This is a genomic window from Amycolatopsis solani (assembly GCF_033441515.1).
In the GTDB taxonomy this organism is placed as follows: domain Bacteria; phylum Actinomycetota; class Actinomycetes; order Mycobacteriales; family Pseudonocardiaceae; genus Amycolatopsis; species Amycolatopsis solani.
The window spans coordinates 1,332,665-1,349,038 of record NZ_JAWQJT010000003.1 but is presented as its reverse complement, the minus strand read 5'-3'; the positions used below and the strand labels follow the sequence as shown (position 1 = coordinate 1,349,038).

14 protein-coding genes are annotated in these 16,374 nt (G+C 71.9%); 11 read left to right on the top strand and 3 right to left on the bottom strand.

Features of this window, described 5'->3' with window-relative positions; all coding sequences use genetic code 11:
* The first annotated feature begins 37 nt into the window (after positions 1 to 37).
* On the top strand, positions 38 to 514 hold the full coding sequence (locus tag SD460_RS38845; RefSeq protein ID WP_318307475.1) for a hypothetical protein: 477 nt from the start codon (positions 38 to 40) through the stop codon (positions 512 to 514).
* Here the strand turns inward: SD460_RS38845 and eccCa are convergent, their stop codons facing one another.
* Entirely contained in the window at positions 515 to 4,441 is a 3,927-nt protein-coding gene (eccCa, locus tag SD460_RS38840; protein WP_318307474.1) for a type VII secretion protein EccCa, read from the bottom strand.
* A 142-nt stretch (positions 4,442 to 4,583) separates the two neighbouring features.
* Here eccCa and SD460_RS38835 point away from each other — a divergent pair, with 142 nt between their 5' ends.
* From SD460_RS38835 to SD460_RS38805, 7 genes are read left to right on the top strand one after another with little or no spacing between them, the layout of a single operon-like run.
* On the top strand, positions 4,584 to 5,357 hold the full coding sequence (locus SD460_RS38835) for a WXG100 family type VII secretion target (protein ID WP_318307473.1): 774 nt from the start codon (positions 4,584 to 4,586) through the stop codon (positions 5,355 to 5,357).
* 31 nt (positions 5,358 to 5,388) lie between these two features.
* Positions 5,389 to 6,438, top strand: a complete 1,050-nt coding sequence (locus SD460_RS38830; RefSeq protein WP_290056222.1) for a WXG100 family type VII secretion target — start codon at positions 5,389 to 5,391, stop codon at positions 6,436 to 6,438.
* 3 nt (positions 6,439 to 6,441) lie between these two features.
* Positions 6,442 to 7,803 (top strand): WXG100 family type VII secretion target, encoded by a 1,362-nt coding sequence (locus tag SD460_RS38825; RefSeq protein WP_290056224.1) that lies wholly within the window; start codon positions 6,442 to 6,444, stop codon positions 7,801 to 7,803.
* Entirely contained in the window at positions 7,803 to 8,273 is a 471-nt protein-coding gene (locus SD460_RS38820) for a hypothetical protein (protein ID WP_290056225.1), read from the top strand. The genes SD460_RS38825 and SD460_RS38820 overlap by 1 nt, the downstream gene beginning before the upstream one ends.
* Positions 8,270 to 8,590: a YbaB/EbfC family nucleoid-associated protein gene (locus SD460_RS38815; protein WP_290056226.1), complete on the top strand. Its 321-nt coding sequence runs from the start codon at positions 8,270 to 8,272 to the stop codon at positions 8,588 to 8,590. The genes SD460_RS38820 and SD460_RS38815 overlap by 4 nt, the downstream gene beginning before the upstream one ends.
* Positions 8,590 to 9,960 carry a type VII secretion integral membrane protein EccD gene (gene eccD / locus SD460_RS38810; RefSeq protein ID WP_318307472.1) on the top strand — a complete coding sequence of 457 codons (1,371 nt, stop codon included), beginning with the start codon at positions 8,590 to 8,592 and terminating at the stop codon, positions 9,958 to 9,960. The genes SD460_RS38815 and eccD overlap by 1 nt, the downstream gene beginning before the upstream one ends.
* Positions 9,961 to 10,008: 48 nt before the next feature.
* Positions 10,009 to 11,505 carry a hypothetical protein gene (locus tag SD460_RS38805; RefSeq protein ID WP_290056229.1) on the top strand — a complete coding sequence of 499 codons (1,497 nt, stop codon included), beginning with the start codon at positions 10,009 to 10,011 and terminating at the stop codon, positions 11,503 to 11,505.
* Between the two features lie 7 nt (positions 11,506 to 11,512).
* Here the strand turns inward: SD460_RS38805 and SD460_RS38800 are convergent, their stop codons facing one another.
* Positions 11,513 to 12,562, bottom strand: a complete 1,050-nt coding sequence (locus SD460_RS38800) for a type VII secretion protein EccE (RefSeq protein WP_290056230.1) — start codon at positions 12,560 to 12,562, stop codon at positions 11,513 to 11,515.
* Between the two features lie 140 nt (positions 12,563 to 12,702).
* Here SD460_RS38800 and eccB point away from each other — a divergent pair, with 140 nt between their 5' ends.
* From eccB to SD460_RS38785, 3 genes are read left to right on the top strand one after another with little or no spacing between them, the layout of a single operon-like run.
* Positions 12,703 to 14,124, top strand: a complete 1,422-nt coding sequence (eccB, locus tag SD460_RS38795) for a type VII secretion protein EccB (RefSeq protein ID WP_290056232.1) — start codon at positions 12,703 to 12,705, stop codon at positions 14,122 to 14,124.
* Positions 14,125 to 14,135: 11 nt separating this feature from the next.
* Positions 14,136 to 14,828 carry a response regulator transcription factor gene (locus SD460_RS38790; RefSeq protein WP_290056234.1) on the top strand — a complete coding sequence of 231 codons (693 nt, stop codon included), beginning with the start codon at positions 14,136 to 14,138 and terminating at the stop codon, positions 14,826 to 14,828.
* Positions 14,825 to 15,484 carry a response regulator gene (locus SD460_RS38785; protein ID WP_290056235.1) on the top strand — a complete coding sequence of 220 codons (660 nt, stop codon included), beginning with the start codon at positions 14,825 to 14,827 and terminating at the stop codon, positions 15,482 to 15,484. Before SD460_RS38790 ends, SD460_RS38785 begins: the two co-directional genes overlap by 4 nt.
* Positions 15,485 to 15,553: 69 nt before the next feature.
* On the opposite strand, the gene SD460_RS38780 is transcribed toward SD460_RS38785, so the two are convergent.
* The gene (locus tag SD460_RS38780) at positions 15,554 to 16,348 is read right to left on the bottom strand and encodes a carbon-nitrogen hydrolase family protein (protein WP_290056237.1); all 795 of its coding nucleotides are present in this window, start codon (positions 16,346 to 16,348) and stop codon (positions 15,554 to 15,556) included.
* Between the last annotated feature and the right edge of the window lie 26 nt (positions 16,349 to 16,374).

The following is a 16,374-nucleotide window of genomic DNA, read 5'->3' as shown; positions in this document are numbered from 1 at the left end:
GACCCGGTTTCCGCGCCTCGCGCACGAAGGAAGAACGATGTCAGCACCACAGCACGATCCCGAGCTCTTCGACGAGCTCATGCGTGCTGAACGACGCCGTCGGCCGGTCGGCCGCGTTGCCGTCGCAGTCGGCATGGGCGTCTTCGTGCTCGCGGGCGTGCTCATCTTCCGGGCGGTCACCCGGACCACGCCCGGCGAGCGGCTCCCCGCGGGCGAAGTGCACGGGCTCGACGTCACCGCAGGCCAGTGCTTCTGGTCACCGACCGGCTCCGGTGAGGTCGACGTGCTGCTGACGTCCTGCACCGGACGCCACACCGCGGAGGCGTTCGCCGTGCTGCCGCTCGCGGCGGGGGAGTACGCGCTCTACCAGCAGACGCTCGATCGCTGCACCGCCGTCGCGCGCCCGATTCCCGGTGCCCGCGTGCAGGTCATGACCCCGTTCCTCGAAAGCAGCAAGCAGCAGGCGGTCTGCTACTACCGCTTCGCCGCGGAGATGACCGCGCCCGTGCGGTGATCAGCTCTCCGCCGGCTTCGTCCACGCCACCTGGACCAGCCCCGTCCCGTGCCGCCGTGACACCAGCGTGCCGCGGCCCGGGGGCTGCGGGGACGGCTTCACATCGGCCAGCAGCGCGCCCTCGTCCTTCGTGCCCGACATGATCAAACCCGGTGAGCCCAGCTCCCGCAGCCGCTGCAGGACCGGCTCGAACAACGCCCGGCCCGCGCCGCCGGAGCCGCGGACGATGATCACGTGGAGGCCGATGTCTCGGGCCTGGGGGAGGAACTCCAGCAGTGGCTGCAACGGGTTCCGGCCGACCGTCGCCACCAGCTCGTAGTCGTCCACCAGCACGAACAGCTCCGGTCCCCGCCACCACGACCGGTTCCGCAGCTGCTCCGGCGTCACTGACGGACCGGGCAGGCGGTTGCGCATCGCCGTGGCGCATTCGCCGATCAGGTCCGTCAGCTTGCCCTCCGCGCCCGCGTAGCCCAGCAGGTGCGGCTCCGGGACCGCGCCCAGCAGGCCGCGGCGGTAGTCCGCGACGATGATCGCCGCTTCCTCCGGGGTGTACGCCGACGTGATGCCCGTGGCGATCGCGCGCAGCAGCGACGATTTCCCCGATTCCACGTCGCCGAACGCCACGAAGTGCGGGTCCGCCGCGAAGTCCAGGTGCACCGGGCGCAACGTCGACTCCGCGATGCCCAGCGTCACCTGACGCGAAGGGGCCGCGGGCAGCGTGTCCAGCGGGACCTCCGGCGGCAGCAGCCGGACCTGCGGTGCGCGCGGGCCCTTCCAGGCGTCGGAAACCCGGCGCGTGAGGTCGACGCCGCCCGAGCCGATCGTCTCCGGGCGCTGGTCCGCGTCGATGCGGGGGAGCGCCGCCAGGAAGTGCAGCTTCTCCGCCGTGATGCCGCGGCCCGGGCGGTCAGCCGGGACGTTGACCGCGACCTTGCGGTCGATCGACGAATCCATCGGGTCGCCGAGGCGCAGCTCGAACCGCGTGCCGATCGCGTCGCGCAGCTGGGCGCGGACGCCGATCCACTGGTTGAGCGAGACGATCACGTGGATGCCGAAGCCGAGGCCGCGCGCGGCCAGGCCGGTGATCTGCTCCTCCAGCTGCTCGTACTCCTGGCGGATCGTGGTCCAGTTGTCCACGAACAGGAACACGTCGCCGAACTCGCGCCCGTCGGTGCTCTCGGTGAACTCCGCGCGCCGCTGCCGGAACGTCGTGATCGACTCGATCCCGTTGGCGGCGAAGAACTCCTCGCGCTGCTCCAGCAACGTCGTCAGCTCGGCGACGACCCGGCGGCAGCGCTGCGCGTCGCGGCGGGTCGCGTAGCCCGACGTGTGCGGCAGGCCGGCGATCGGGGCGAGCGCGCCACCACCCATGTCGAGGATGAAGAACTGGACCTCGGCGGGGGTGTGGGTCAGCGCCAGCATCCCCGCGATGTCCTTCATCAGCGTCGACTTGCCGGTCTGCGGGGCGCCGACGATCAGCGCGTGCCCGCCCGCGCCGGAGAAGTCGGCCCACAGCATGTCGCGGCGCTGCTCGAACGGCTTGTCCACCAGCGCGACCGGGATCGTCAGCTTCCCGTTGCCACCCCAGCCGAGCGGGCACAGGCCGCGCGCGGCGTCTTCGCCCAGCGGCGGCAGCAGCTGGTCCAGCGTCGGCGGTTCGTTCAGCGGCGGCAGCCAGATCTGGTGCGCGGACGGCCCGCGGCCCTCCAGCCGCGAGAGCATCGCGTGGATGATCGTCTCGCCGGTACCGTCCGGCGCGGCGGCGTCTTCGACCTCGGTGGTCACCGGGATCTCCACCGGGGCCAGGGAAAACGGCAGCACGCCGAGTTCCTGACCGTCTTCGCGCACGACGGTGCTGCGCGGCGGCAGCTCGCCGGAGACGTAGGCGGCCTTGAGCCGGATCAGCGTGTCGGTGTCGGCCTTCAGGTACGCCGACCCCGGCACCGGCGGCAGGTGGTAGGCGTCGGCGACCCCCAGCACGGCGCGGCTTTCGGCGGCGGAGAACGTCCGCAGCCCGACGCGGTACGACAGGTGCGAGTCCAGCCCGCGCAGGCGGCCCTCCTCCAGCCGCTGCGACGCCAGCAGGAGGTGGATGCCGAGCGACCGCCCGAGCCGGCCGATCGCGACGAACAGGTCGATGAACTCCGGCCGGGCGGAGAGCAGCTCGCTGAACTCGTCGATGATGACCAGCAGCGACGGCAGCGGGTCCAGCGGCACGCCGTCCGCGCGCGCTTTCTCGTAGTCCCGCACGGACGCGTAGTTCCCGGCCGCGTGCAGCAGTTCCTGGCGCCGCAGCAGTTCGCCGTTCAGCGCGTCGGCCATGCGGTCGACGAGCGCGAGGTCGTCGGACAGGTTCGTGATGACGGCGCAGGTGTGCGGGAGGTCGGTCATCCCGGCGAAGGTCGCGCCGCCCTTGAAGTCGATCAGCGCGAGGTTCAGCGTTTCCGACGAGTGCATCACGGCCAGCGCCGTCACCAGCGTCCGCAGCAGCTCGCTCTTGCCGGACCCGGTCGCGCCGATGACCAGGCCGTGCGGGCCCATCCCGCCCTCGGCCGACTCCTTGAGGTCCAGCTCCACCGGCCGCCCGTCCGGGTTGACGCCGAGCGGGATCCGCAGCCGGTCGCGGGCCGCGCGCGGCGCCCACGTCACGGCGGTGTCGGTGTCGCGCGGGTCGCCGATGCCGAGCAGGCCGGACAGCCCGAACGTCGCCGACATCGGCTTCTCGCCGACGACGGCGGCCGGGGTGTGCAGCGGCGTCAGCATCCGCGCCAGCGCTTCGGCGGCGCCGCGGTCGAGGACGTCCGGCTGCCCGAGGAAGCCGAGCCGCTGCTCGGTGGCGTCGCCGACGACCATGCCGAGGGAGTCGGGCGCGGTGTGCAGGCTCAGCAGCCGCTCGGTCGAGTACGTCCGCGGGTGCTCCTGCCCGACTTCGAGCACGGTGACGCCGAGCCGGCCGTCCTCGCCGATCAGGCGCGGTTCGCCGTGGGCGTTGCCGCCGTCGACGACGACGATCAGGTGCGGCAGGTCGAGCTGGCTCGCCGCGCGCCTGCTGAACGCGGGCCGCTCGCCGAGGTCCGCGCCGAGCAGCTCGGCCAGCCCCGCCGCCGAGTCCGCGGCCAGCCGCCGGGAGCCGACGGCGTCGGTCGCGCCGGCCGCCGTCGCGTGGGGCAGCCACTTCGCCCACTCCCAGTCGTGCTGCCGGTCCGGGGACACGCAGATCGCGACCCGCAGGTCTCCGGGGGAGTGGAAGGTGACGAGCTGGCACAGCAGCGCCCGGGTCAGGCCCAGCACGTCCGGGCGCCGCCCGGCGAGGGTCACCGCGGCGAACGACCGCAGCGACAGCGCCACCGGCAGGCCGTCCACCGTCGAGTAGGTGCGGATGAAGTGCTTGAGGCTGGTGGAGCAGACCGGGTCCAGGTCCTCCAGCGGCACGGTCTGCGGGGCCTTCAACGGCGTCGCCAGCCGCTGCGGCCCGGTGCCCGCGCGCACCTGCGCGAACTGGGACTCGGCGCGCCGCCGGTCCCACAGCTTCCCGGATTCGACGTAGGCCCACAGGTCGGCCGGGTCGGGCTGGACGGCGATCATGGCCGCGCGCTGCCCGTCGGCGATGTCGCGGACCTGGGCACGCAGCCCGGAGAGGTACCGCTGGTAGTCGCGGCGCTCGTCGTTGATCTGCGCTTTCTTCGCCATCCCGCCGCGCCCGAGCGACATCACGACCATGCCGCCCATGGCGCAGATGAACAGCGCGCCGAAGATGTAGGTCATCACGCCGCCGTCGCGTCCGATGTAGACGAACGACATCGCGCCCATGCCGAGCATCATCGGCAGGAACATCATCAGCTGGACCATCCCGCCGGACGAGCTCTTCGGGAGCATCGGCGGCGACTGCAGCACGATCTCGGAAGGACGCTCGGGGGAGAGACTCATACGGCAATGCTCCAGCGGATCGGGATGGCTCTGACCGGTATTTTGGCCACTTACCGCCACGCCGCGGTGGGTACTTTTGCCGTCCGCCCGCTTCCGGGGACGAACTTACGCTCAGCCGGACAAGCCACCCGGAAGGAGACCCATGGCCGGCGAGTACCGGGCTGAGCCCGAGGCGATGCGGTCCGCCGTGGGCAACGTCGGGGGGATCCTCGCCCACGGCATCAACGCCGTGGCCGACCTGGAACGCCTGGTCGTGCCGCCGATGTCGTTCGCGACCTTCGGCAGCGCGGTGGCCGCGGCGAACGCCGCGCTGCACTCCAGCCAGATCACCGCCGTGCGCACCCTCCTGCAGTTGCTGCAGCAGATCAACGGGCTGGTCAAGGCCAGTGCCGACGCCTACCAGGCGGCCGACGAAGCCGCCGCCGCGGGCTACGGCGGCGGGCACGACGGGACCACCACGCCGTCGTCGTCGATCTGGGGGAACTCGCACGCTTCCGAGCTCGCCACCCTCGCCATCAACGACAGCGCGGGCGCCCACGGCGAGCCGTCGTCGGTCGGGAACGTGCTGCGCTACCTGGGGGACGCGCGGCTCGGCGGGCTCGGGGACCACCCGATCACCGACACCCGCTTCCACGGCGTCGCCGACTTCAACGACTGGCTCGCCGGCGACGCCGACAACCAGGCGCGGGTCGGGCTGATCGAGGTGTACGCGGGTACCGCCCGCACCTTCTCCGACGTTCCCGGCGGCGTGCACAGCGGGGACGTCGTGGTGGTCGAGCCGCTGCTGTTCTCCGACCGCCAGCCGGTCATCGGCGTCGCCGGCGACGGCGGCCGCCTGTACAACCACGGGCTCCTCGACGCCCGGATCAGCGGGCTGGCGAGGGTCAGCGTGTACCGGCCCGCCTCCGTCGTCTGATCCTCCGCACCCCGAGACTTTGTGAGGTCCGATGCTGACTTTCCCGAACTCCAGCGCGATGGACGCGACCGCGTCGTCGGGCGGGCCGATCACGATCCTGCCGCAGATCGTCACCGGGCAGCCGGAGCAGATCGCCAAGCACGTGCTCGACCTGATCAAGAAGGCCGAGCAGTTCCTCAGCATGTACAACGAGCTGACCAAGGCCGCCGACCAGCTCGGCAAGATCTGGTCGGGTGCGGCGAGCGAGTCGGCGCTGAAGAAGATCTCCGACTCCTTGAAGCAGCTCGAAACGATCATCAACGTCGTGCAGAAGGGCGCCGAGCTGCTCGGCATCTCCGGCACGCTGGTCAAGACCGCGCAGCAGGCCTACCGCTCGGTGGTCGCCGCGGTGAACCCGACGGTCGCCTCGCTGATGTCGAACCCGTGGACGTACGGCGCGGCGGTCGCTTTGTCGACCGCGACGAGCGCGTCGCTGCGGGCGTTCATCACCTCGATCGGCGCGCTGCTCAAGGCGCTCGGCGCGGGTGACCTCGCCCAGCAGATCACCACGCTCGCGCAGGTCATCGGCGAGATCGAGAAGCTCTTCCACCACGACTCGGGCAGCTCCGGCGCGACGACGCCGTCGATCGGGACCACCCCGGTCACGGCGCCTCAGGCCCCGGCGCCGGTGGCAAGCTCGGCCGGGCAGCAGGCGGTGGCGGGCGGGAGCGGCGGGGGGATCCCGCAGCAGCCTTCGTTCACCGACTACACCCCGCCCGCGCTCGCCACCGGCGGCGGTTCCACCGGCGGCTCGGCGGTGTCCGGCAACGGATCGCCGCTGAACCCGGCGAACAGCTGGATCGCCGTCGACCCGGCGCAGCACGGCGCCACCGTGCCGACGCAGCCGGCCCCGGTCCCGCAGCCCGCTCCGGTGCCGCAGCCGGTGCACGGCGCCGACGAGGTCGTCATCCACACCAACCTCACCACCGGTGAGTCCACTGTGGAGGCTCCGGGTGGCCAGGACTTCGACCTCGACATCGATCTGGACTACAACGGCAAGCACTTCAGCCAGCACGTCGGCTACGACGCGGCCGGGAACTAGCCCATGTGGTCCTCGGGGGTGGTCGACGCGTCGGGGGTGGTCAGCTCCGTGCTGTCCGGGTACCGGCGCGTGCTCGTCGAGTGCCAGAGACGCGTCACGGGTGACCCGGGGGCGCTGAGCGCCGCGTCGCAGCGGGTCGCCACGCAGGCCTCGACGGTCTCGGGCAAGGCCCGCGAAATCGGCGAGTCGGCGAAGACGCTGCACGCGGACTGGGACGGCGACGCCTACACGGCGTTCGCGACGGCGGCCGGCGAGCTCGGCCAGGAGCTCACCGACGCCGCCGCGAAGCTCGACGACCAGGCGCAGCGGCTTTCCACCGCCTCGCAGCTGGTGCAGTCGGCGAAGGCCGCGGTCGACTCGGTCCTCGCGCAGTTCGACCAGTACGCCCAGCAGCTGACCGCGCAGGCCCGCGCGGTGAACTCCGGCTCGGTCGGCGCGTTCATCCAGGCCGCCCGGCAGCTCGGCGAACAGAGCGTGCAGGCCGCCCGGCAGGTCGTCGACGAGTTCTCCGAGGCGCTCGCGGAACTCTTCCCGCCCGAAGGCACGCAGCGGCTCGAGTACAAGCTGGGCAAGAAGACCGCCGGCCCGCTCGGCTGGCTCAACGGCAGCACGCTCGACGGGCGCAAGCGGCCCCGGTCGGCGCCGTCGTGGTTCAAGAACTCGGGCTGGAAGAAGCTCACCTGGGACGGCCTCGAAGGCACCCGCGCGCCGAAGAAGGCGGACACGCCGTTCGGGCAGCCGAAGCCGGAGACCGTGAAGGACAAGCTCGGCCGCAACACCGAGATCACGTACTACAAGTTCAAGCACGAGCAGGACGGCCTCACCCCGGAGTACGACGGCAAGATCACCTCGAAGGGCTGGGACGTCGGCGCGTCCGGGCACACCGAGCTGGCCGCGCTGAAGGAAGAGGCCGAAGCCAAGGGGGACTGGGGTCCCGCCTCGGCGCACGCCAAGGGCACGGTCTTCGCCGGCGGCGAGGCGAGCGCGTCCGGCACGATCGGCGCGCACGGCGTGGGCGCGCACGCGAACGTCTTCGCCGGCGGCAAGATCGAAGGCGAAGTGGCCGCGGACGTGGCGGGCATCGGCGTCGGCGCGAACGGCACCCTGCAGTACGGCATCGGCGCCCAGCTCGACGCCCAAGCCGTCTACGACGCCGGGCACCTCAAGGTGAACTTCAAGGCGGGCGCGGCGCTCGGCTTCGGCGCCGGGGTCGGCGCGAAGATCGACATCGACCTGCCGAAGCTCGGCCACACCATCGGCGAGTACGGCGGCGCGGCCGTCGACGCGGTCGGCCACGCCGCCTCCGACGCGGCGAACGCCGTCGGATCCGCTTGGGACGACGCCGTTTCGTACGTGGGGCTGTGATGACGCTTCCCCTCGACTTCGTCATCCCGGACGGCTGGACCGCCGTCGACCCGGGCGACTCGGGTGCGGTCTTCGTCGCGGTGCACGACGCCGCCCCGGGCGAGTTCGTCCCGAACATCACCGTGAGCGTGCAGCAGCGGCCCGACGGCGCGTCGATCGACGCCATCGCCGCCGAAGCCGTCGAACGCCTCTCGCTGGCCTCGGCCGGGATCGACGTGCTGAGCCGCCGCGACGTCGGCGAACCGGCCGCGCCCGGCGTCATGCAGCTGCTTCGCCTGCGCACCGGCGAGGGCGAAGAGCTGATCCAGACCCAGGTGCACCTGACGGTCCCCGGCACCACGCCGGCGGAGCGGCTGGTGCTCGAGCTCGCCTGCACGGCCGCGCCCGCGACCGCGCGGCGGCTCTCACCCGGTTTCCAGCGGTTCGTGGGCAGCGTCCGCGTCCGCCAGCACGAAGGGAAAGCACAGTGACCGATCCGTACGCGGTGCCGGACATGGACGAGCTGCTGGCGCAGGTGCGCAAGCAGACCGAAGAGGTCCAGCGGATCCAGCGCACGGTCGAGGCGATGGAGGTCAAGGCGCACTCGCGCCAGAACGAGGTCACCGTCACCCTCCGCGGCGACGGCCGGTTCACCTCGATCGACATCGACCCCCGCGCGATCCGCGAGTACGACGCCCGCAACCTTTCGGAGATCGTCCTCGAAGCGGTGAACGCCGGGCTGGCGAAGCTCGCCGAGGCGTCCAACGCCAAGTTCGCCCCCGTCATTTCGGCCGCGAAAGAGATCTGATGACCGCTTCGATCACCGGGACGACACGACGGGTCACGGTGGTCACGCCGCGGGCCCGCGTGGACGTCGCCCTGCCGCAGCAGTCGACGTTCGCCGAGCTGGTGCCGCAGCTGGTGCGCCTGGCCGGCGCCGCCGGGCAGGCGTCGGCCGAACACCCCGGCTGGGTGCTCTCCCGCCTCGGCGGCGCGCCACTGGCCCTCGGTTTGAGCGTCGCGGCCGCCCAGATCCGGGACGGCGAAGTGCTCCACCTGACCCCGCGGGAACGCCCGCGGGGTCCGCTGCTGTTCGACGACGTCGTCGATTCGATCGCGAGCGTCGCCGACACCTCCGGCGGCTGGAACCCGTCGGTGGCGCGCCGATCCGGTCTGGTGGCCGCGGTGGTGCTGCTGCTGGCGGGCGGGCTCCTGGTGCAGTCGGCGGCGTCCGGCAGCGTCCTGGCGCCCATCGGCACCGGGCTGCTGGCGCTGGTGCTGCTGCTCGGCGGCGGCGCGCTCAGCCGCGCTTACGGCGACGCCGAGGCCGGTGCCGCGGGTGCCGTCGCGGGCGTCGGGGTCGCGTTGCTGGCCGGGATGTCGGTGCTGCCGCCGCACCCGTTGTTCTCGCTGTCGGCGGGCCCGCTGGCGGCCGGCTTCGCGGCGGTGACGGTGTACGGCGTCCTGGCGGCGGTTTCGGTGGCCGACCGCCTCCCGTGGTTCGTGGCGATCACCGGCGCGGCGGGCGTCGGCGCGGTGACGACGGGCGTCGTGCTGCTCGCCGGCGTCTCACCCGCGTCGGCCGCCGGGGTGGCCGCGGTGCTGTGCACGGCACTGGCGGCGGTGGCCCCGATGCTGTCCCTGCGCCTGGCGCGGCTGCCGCTGCCCCGGGTCCCGGACGACATGGAGGCGTTCCGCGCGGACGAACAGCCGTCGCTCGGCACGGAGATGATCGGCCGGACGTCCCACGCCCAAGCCGTGCTGACGGGACTGCTCGTGGCGCTCGGGCTGGTGGTGCTGGCTTCTTCGATCGTGCTCTCTTCGGGCGGGCCGTGGGAAGCCGGGCTGGCCGCGGTGCTGGGCGTGGCGTGGATCCTGCGGTCGCGGTCGTACGCCGGCCGGGCCCAGCGCCTGGTGCTCGTCGGCTTCGGCATCGTCAGCCTGGTGTGCGCCGGGGCGTGGCTGGTGGCTTCGGGCGACCGGACGGTCCTCTTCGCGGCGGGCTGCGCGGTCGTCCTGGCGGCGGTGGTTTGCCTCGCGTACGCGACGCGGGTGGCGCGCGGGCTGCGTTCGCCGTACTGGTCGAGGCTGCTGGACGTGTCCGAGTTCCTGGTGCTGCTGTCCCTGGTCCCGTTCGTGGCCATGATCGCCGGCGTCTACGAGGCCGTCCGCGGCTGAGGACGAAACGGTTTGCTCTTCGGTTCCCCGCGGTGCAGAGTTGCGCCGGTGATTTCCGATGAGCAGAAGGTGTGGCGGCGGCTTGCCGACGCGAAGGTCAGTCGCCGCATCGACTCCTTGACGGTGACCGGATCGCCGATATTCGCTGATCAGGAGATCGAATTCGGTGCGTTCACGGTCCTCTGCGGAATGCACGGAACGGGCAAATCCTTCCTGCTCAGGTTGCTGGAACAGATGACCTGTAACTACCGGTCGAGTGATGACTCTCCGCCCGTCGTCACCGAGCAACCCGGCAGATTTGTTATCCGTGCCACGTCGGACGGCGTGGCGATCGTGAGAACAGCTTCGTTCACGGAGGAATTCGGCACGAGGTGGGATCCTCAAGTCGGGATCGCCCCGTTCGCCCACATCCTGCGACCGGAGTCCATGTTGCGAATGCAAAATACCTGGATCCGGTCTGGCGATGTGATTCGTCACCGCGAGGATATCTACGCCTTCGAATCGGTTGAAATGAAGGAGACGACGAGGGATCGTGAGGGGCTCGATCGCATCCTTGGTCTGGGCTACACCGACCGTCGAATGTGGGATGTGACTTGGTACGATCGGTTGCCGATACCATCGGGGGAGTTGCGGTCGGGCCCTGGTTATGCGGAGCACACGTTTGTTGTCGAGGCTTCGCGTGGAGGCCGCACTGTACAAAACAAGACGATGAGCTACGCCGAGTTGTGGGTGCACAATTGCCTGTGGGCGTTTCGTTCGCCGTGTCCTGACGACGTCTTGCTCATCGACGAGCCGGAACGTGGCCTGGCTGCGCGCGGACAGGGGCCCTTGGTTGCCGAATTGGCTCGGTTGGCGCTCGCCCATGACGTGCAGGCCGTCCTGGCCACCAACTCGCGCGATATCCTCGCCAGAGTCCCACCGCAGCTGATTCGCGTCCTGACGCCGACGGCCTCCGGCGTCCGCGTGGTGAAGCCCGAGCGTGACGACCAGGTTGCGCTCTACCGAAACGAACGCCCTGAGTTGCGCGGCCTCGTGTTCGTGGAAGACGACGAAGCTGCGGGCTTTCTCCACGCCCTGTTGGCGGTTCTCGCGCCTGGTCTCATCGCCACGAGCGAGATCGTGGCCGCTGGAGGTGCGACCGCCGCAGCGCGGATCGTGAGAGACCTGTCCAAGATCAGGCGAGTGGGTACTGCCGCGGTGCTGGATGCCGACCAGCGAGGGGAAATGACTTCGCCGGATGGCCGGATCCTGTACCTGCCCGGTTCGGCGGGGCCGGAGTCCGAGCTGCTGTCCGCTTGTGTCGATCGAGTCGATGAATTGAGTACTTCGATAGGAAAGAGCCGGGTAGAAGTGGAGATGGTATTCGATCAGATCCGCTTCTTGCCGCACAACAAGTGGATTCCGTTCGCGGCGGACAGCTTGGCGGTACCCCAAGACGTTCTCCGTCGAGCGATGCTGCGCGGCTGGCTGGCGGATCCCGTGAGGCGGGCTGCGGCAGACGACTTCGTGGTCCGCCTCCATACGGTTCTGCTGGGCGAGCGCTGAGCTGCTTCTAGCTGTCCAGCGCGAGGGGAAGGGTCTGGCGGACCCCGGCGCCGTGCCGCCCGTGCAGGGGGACCGCCGCGGGGGGCGTGGGGACCGGGGCACCCGGCCGCGCGCCCACCCGGATCGTCACTTCCGCCTTCTCCTTGCCGCCGGCCGTCCGCGTCAGCGTGAACGACGTCGCCGTGAACGCCGCGCCCGGGACCGCCAGGTCCAGCGCCCGCGAAGACCTCGGCGCGAAGCACATCTGCGGGGCGCCACCGCCCCAGGTCCACGACCGCCAGCCCTCGGGCGAACCGGTCGCCGGACCCTGGACTCCCAGCGCCACCCGGAGTTCCTTGGCCAGCTCGCCGGCCTCCAGCACGGTGCTCTGGTAGCCCGCCTCGGCCAGCGCCCCCATCAGGCTCAGCGCCGCCGACGCCGTGCTGCGCAGGGCCCCGAGGTCGCCGCCGCCGCGGGCCAGTGCCGCGATCGGGGCCAGGTCCGGCCGGTAGCGCACCGCGAGCCAGCGCACGCGCAGCACCTGGTCGCCGCGCGGGATGGCCCACGTCAGCAGCTGAGCCGACGCCAGCGGGACGTCGGTCCGCCGGTACGCCTCGCGCAGGATGTCGGCCAGCGGCCCCGGCGCGCCCACACCCGGCGTCAGCCGCACCAGCGCGCTCCAGCCGCCGTCGACCTCCGCGACGCCGAAGCGGTTGCCCGCGCGGTCGACGTGCTGGCGGACCTTCACCGGCCCGGCCACCGACAGCAGCGGGTCCGGGCTGTCGCGGCGGGTGTCGTGCCGCCGGAGCCGGAACGCCGTCCACGTCAGCGCCCAGCCCGCGAGGTGCCGTCCCGCGAACCGCACCGACGTCAGCAGCACGACGAGCCCGGCGACGGCGCTCACGGTGATCCGCACCGGCTGCTCGACGCCGTCGACCAGCCAGGCGAGCAGGACGGCGATCGCGGCGAGTTCCCACAGCGCGGCTTGCAGCGGCCGGATCGGCAGCAGCCAGGGCAGCGCCGCGGACGCGGGCCGGGACGGTGCCGGGCGGACGGCGCCGGCGGTTTCGACGGACACGGGCTCCCCTTTCCCCGGGACCTGCGACGCTACTGCCTCCCCAGATGTCGCGTGGGCGTAAAAATTACCCTCGCCGCCCCGCCGGAGGGTGCTTAGCATCGAGTGCTCGGAGGGACGACGCACACCGGGGGCACAGCAGCGTGTGGACGCAGCGGGACCAGATCCAGGCGTACCAGTTCCTCCGCCGCAGGCTCGTTTCCGCGCTCGTCGCCGCGGACGCCAACCACCCCGTCTCGCCCAGCCGCCGGCTCGTGCTCGCCACCGTGCTGGGGCTCGTGGCCGCGCTGCTCGTCACCGCCGTCTTCGGGATCATCGGCTTGCTGAACCCCTCGGGCGGCAAGGACTGGCTCGAGGGCGGCAAGGTGATCGTCGAGGAGGGCACCGGCGCGCGGTTCGTCCTCGGTGCCGACGGCGTGCTGCACCCGGTGCTCAACTACGCGTCCGCGCGGCTGCTGGCCGGCGGCACCGGCGAGGCGACCGTGAGCGTGTCGCCGGAGAACCTCGGCAAGGCGGGCCGCGGCACCCAGATCGGCATCCCGGGCGCCCCCGACTCGCTGCCCGTGGCCGGCGCGCTCGTCAGCGCCGCGTGGACGAGCTGCAGCCGCACCAGCTCCGACGCGCCCGCGTCGGAAGAACCGCGCACCGCCGTCCTGCTCGCCCCGCCCGCGTCCGGCGTCGAGCTGCCGCGCGACCAGGGCGTGATCGTCCGGCTGCCGCAGGGTGACCGCTTCCTCCTCGCCGGCGGGCGGCGCTACAAGCTCAGCGACGAGGCCGCGACCGCGCTGCAGTTCGACAACTACCCGACGATCGCGGTGTCCTCGCGGTGGATCGACACCGTCCAGGCCGGACGCGACCTCGCCGCGCTGCCGGTCGACGGCGCCGGCGACCGGGGTCCGGCGGTGGGCGGCCGCGACACCCGCGTCGGGGAGGTCCTCGCCGTCGTCGACGCGATGGCCGCGCCCGGCGCCGCGACTTCGTACTACCTCGTCCGCCGCGACGGTCTCGAACCGGTCGGGCAGACCGAAGCGAGCCTCCTGGTGACGACGGGAGCCAACGCCGCGGCCTATTCCGGGCCGCCCGCGCCGGTGGAGGTCCGCGCGGCCGACGTCGCCGCGGTCGCCAAGGTCGCCGCGCCCCGCACCGGCGGCGCCGACCCGGCGGCCTACCCCGACCGCATCCCCGGCAAGGCGCCGATCACCGGCGGTTCGGTCGCCTTGTGCGTTCAGGGCAACCGGTTGCTCGTTTCGGCCGAATTCCCGCTTTCCCCTGGTGCCAAGGCAATCCAGGTCGCCACGCGAACCGAAGCAAGGGTGGCGGACGAGGTGTTCGTCCCCCCGTCGGGGGGAGCCGTCGTCGTCGAAGCCGGCTCGGCCACCACGTACTTGGTGACCGACACGGGCCGGAAGTACCCGGTGGTGAGCGCGCAGGCGCTGTCCTCGCTCGGTTACGGAGGAGTGGCCAAGTCACCGGTCGCAGGTAGTTTGCTGGCATTGGTGCCGACGGGCCCCGCGCTGGACCCGGCCACGGCCGGGCGGCCGGCTCCGTCGGGTGGAACGGGGTGAAAGTCGTGCAGATGACAGAAGAGCGTTCGGCCGGCGAAGTGGACCAGGGGCGGGTCCGCGTCGCGGTCATCGAAGACCATCCGCTGTACCGCGTGTCCGTCGAGCGCGTACTGGCCGAGGCCGACTTCGTCGAGCTCGGCGCGGTGGTCGATTCGGTGGCGCGGTTCCACGTCCACCGGCAGCCGCCGGGCAGTGTGGTCCTGCTGGACCTCGGGCTCCCGGGCGTGGCGGGCGCCGCGGCGGTGCTGGAGGTCTGCGAGCTCGGGCACCACGTGCTCGTGGTTTCCGCGCAGGCGGAGCCGGAAGTGGTGCTCGGCGCGATCGCGGCGGGGGCGCGCGGCTTCCTTTCGAAGGACGTCGACGCCGACGAGCTGCTGATCGCGATCAAGACGGTCGCCGGTGGCGGCGCGTACGTCTCGGCGGTGGTCGCCGGGATGATCATGAAGGACAACGCGGACCGCCCGGCCGTTTCGGCGGACGTCGAGCTGTCGCCGCGCGAGGAGCAGGTGCTGCGGCTGGTGGCGGCGGGGGAGCGGGACGTCGACATCGCGCTGATCCTCGGCATCGGCGTCCGGACCGTGCGGGGCTACCTCGACCGGATCCGCGACAAGACGGGCGAACGGCGGCGGCCGGGCCTGGTCAAGGAAGCCATCCGGCGCGGCTTGATCGGCGACGCGGGCCCCCGGCGCGGCGGCCGCAAATGAGCGAGCCGGAGGAAGCACCGGCCCCGCCCCCGCGGCGGATCAAGGTCGGCGTGATCGAGGACCACCCGCTCTACCGGTACGCGCTGACCCGCGTGCTCACCGAGGCGCCGGACATCGAGCTCGGCGCGGTCGCCGATTCGGTGGCCCGGTTCGCGGTCCAGGACCAGCCGGCGGGCAGCGTCGTCGTCCTCGACCTCAAGCTGCGCGGGGTCCAGGACGCGGCCGCGGTCCTGGAAGTGGGGCAGATGGGGCACAAGGTGCTGGTGGTGTCCGCGCACGCGGAACAGCCGGAGGTGCTCGGCGCGATGCAGGCGGGCGCGAAGGGCTTCCTGTCCAAGGACGTCGACGGCGACGAGCTGCTGCGCGCGATCCGCACCATCGCCGACGACAACGCGTACGTGTCGCCGACGCTGGCGGGGATGATCATCCAGGACAGCGAAGAGCGGCACGCGGGGCCGAAGATCGTGCTGTCCGAACGGGAAAAGCAGGTGCTCCGGCTGGTGGCGGCCGGGGAGCGGGACGTCGATGTCGCCGAGATCCTCAACATCAGCGTCCGGACGGTCCGGTCCTACCTGGACCGCATCCGCGACAAGACCGGCGAACGGCGACGCGCGGGCTTCGTCCGGGTCGCCATCCGCGAAGGCCTGCTCCGCTAGCGTCACTTTCGTAGGGAAAGTGCCGCGTGCGGGGATGGAACTTTCCCTATGAAAGTGCCGCTTTGCGGTTCAAAGGCGGCGGTTGGCCAGGGCTCCCGTGGCGGTGCGGGCCTTGGCCGACACGGCCGGATCGACGTCCACCAGCAGCGTCTCGGGCGCGGCGCCGGCTTGGGCGGCGACCCGGCCGAAACCGTCCGCGACCAGCGAGTACCCGATCCCCGTCGGCGCCTTCGGGTTGACCGTGAGGCCCGTCGCCACGGGGTCGGCCTGGCCGCAGGCCAGCACCCAGCAGCCCGAATCCAGGGCCCGCGCCCGCACCAGGACCTCCCACTGCTCGCGCTTGCCCTCTCCCGCGCCCCACGACGCCGGCAGCAGCACGACGTCGGCGCCGTCGTCGGCCAGCGCGCGGAACAGCTCCGGGAAGCGCACGTCGTAGCAGGTGGCGACGCCGTAGACGACGCCGTCCAGCTCGAAGGTGGCCGGCGCCGACCCCGGGGCGACCGTGTCGGACTCGGCGAACCCGAACGCGTCGTAGAGGTGCACCTTGTCGTAGCCGCGGTGGTGCCCGCCGCCGGTGATCAGCAGCGTGTTGCGGACGCGGCCCTCGTCCGCCGGGGTGAACATCCCGGCGACGACCACGACGCCGTACTCGGCGGCGACGGCGGCCACCGCCGAGGCCCACGGCCCGTCCAGCGGCTCGGCGACCGGCTCCAGCGGACGGCCGAAGCGCGCCATCGTCGCTTCGGGGAACACGACGATCCGCGCGCCGCCCGCCACCGCGGCCTCCACTCCGGAGCGAACGAGCTTCAGGTTCGCCTCCGGGTCGTCACCCGAGTTGACCTGGCACAACGCGATTCGCGCCACCGCTGCCTCCTGCATGCTGGGATCCG